Source organism: Aerococcus sp. L_32, assembly GCF_050689315.1.
On sequence record NZ_JBOEQF010000886.1, the window covers coordinates 1 to 770 of the forward strand.

At 37.3% G+C, this 770-nt stretch carries 1 protein-coding gene; it reads right to left on the reverse strand.

Annotated features, from left to right (window positions below; genetic code table 11):
* Positions 1-216: 216 nt before the first annotated feature.
* Positions 217-770 (reverse strand): uracil phosphoribosyltransferase (gene upp, locus ACRCJ0_RS17120; protein WP_431391362.1); only part of this gene is annotated, 554 nt, incomplete at its 5' end.

Sequence of the window (770 nt, forward strand, 5' to 3'; positions counted from 1 at the left end):
CTTCCCTTGGTCTGCTAATAAAGTGGCTGCTAATAAAGGTAAGACAGCGTTTTTTGCCCCATCAACCCTTACATGCCCTTTTAATTTACGGCCACCCTTAACAATCATGTTTTCCGTCATTTTTATTATCACCTATCTAATATTAATTTATTTGTTTCAAATGTTTATGCTTCGTTTTGTATATCAAGAGTAGCATATACATGTAATTGATGACAATTATAAGGTACCAAACAGACGGTCACCAGCGTCACCAAGACCTGGTAAGATGTAGCCATCTTCGTTTAACTTCTCATCTAATGCACCCGCAAAAATATCAACTTCTGGGTAAGCATCTTGTAAAGCTTTCACACCTTCTGGCGCTGCAACTAAACATACAAATTTAATGCTTTCTGCTTTAACATTACGTTTCACTAGTGAATCAATAGCCATGATGGCAGATCCACCAGTCGCTAACATTGGATCTACTACGATTACTTCACGTTCTTCAATGTCTTGAGGCATTTTGAAGAAGTACTCTTGTGGTTGTAAAGTTTCTTCGTCACGGAACATACCAATGTGACCTACTTTTGCTGCAGGCATCAATAATAGCATGCCATCAACCATTCCTAAACCAGCACGTAAAATTGGGGCAATCGCTAATTTTTTACCAGCAATAACTTTTTGGGTTGTTTTAACTAAAGGTGTTTCAATTTCAATTTCTTCCATTGATAAATCACGCGTTACCTCGTAACCAAGAAACATTGTAATTTCATTTACCAATTCACGGAAAT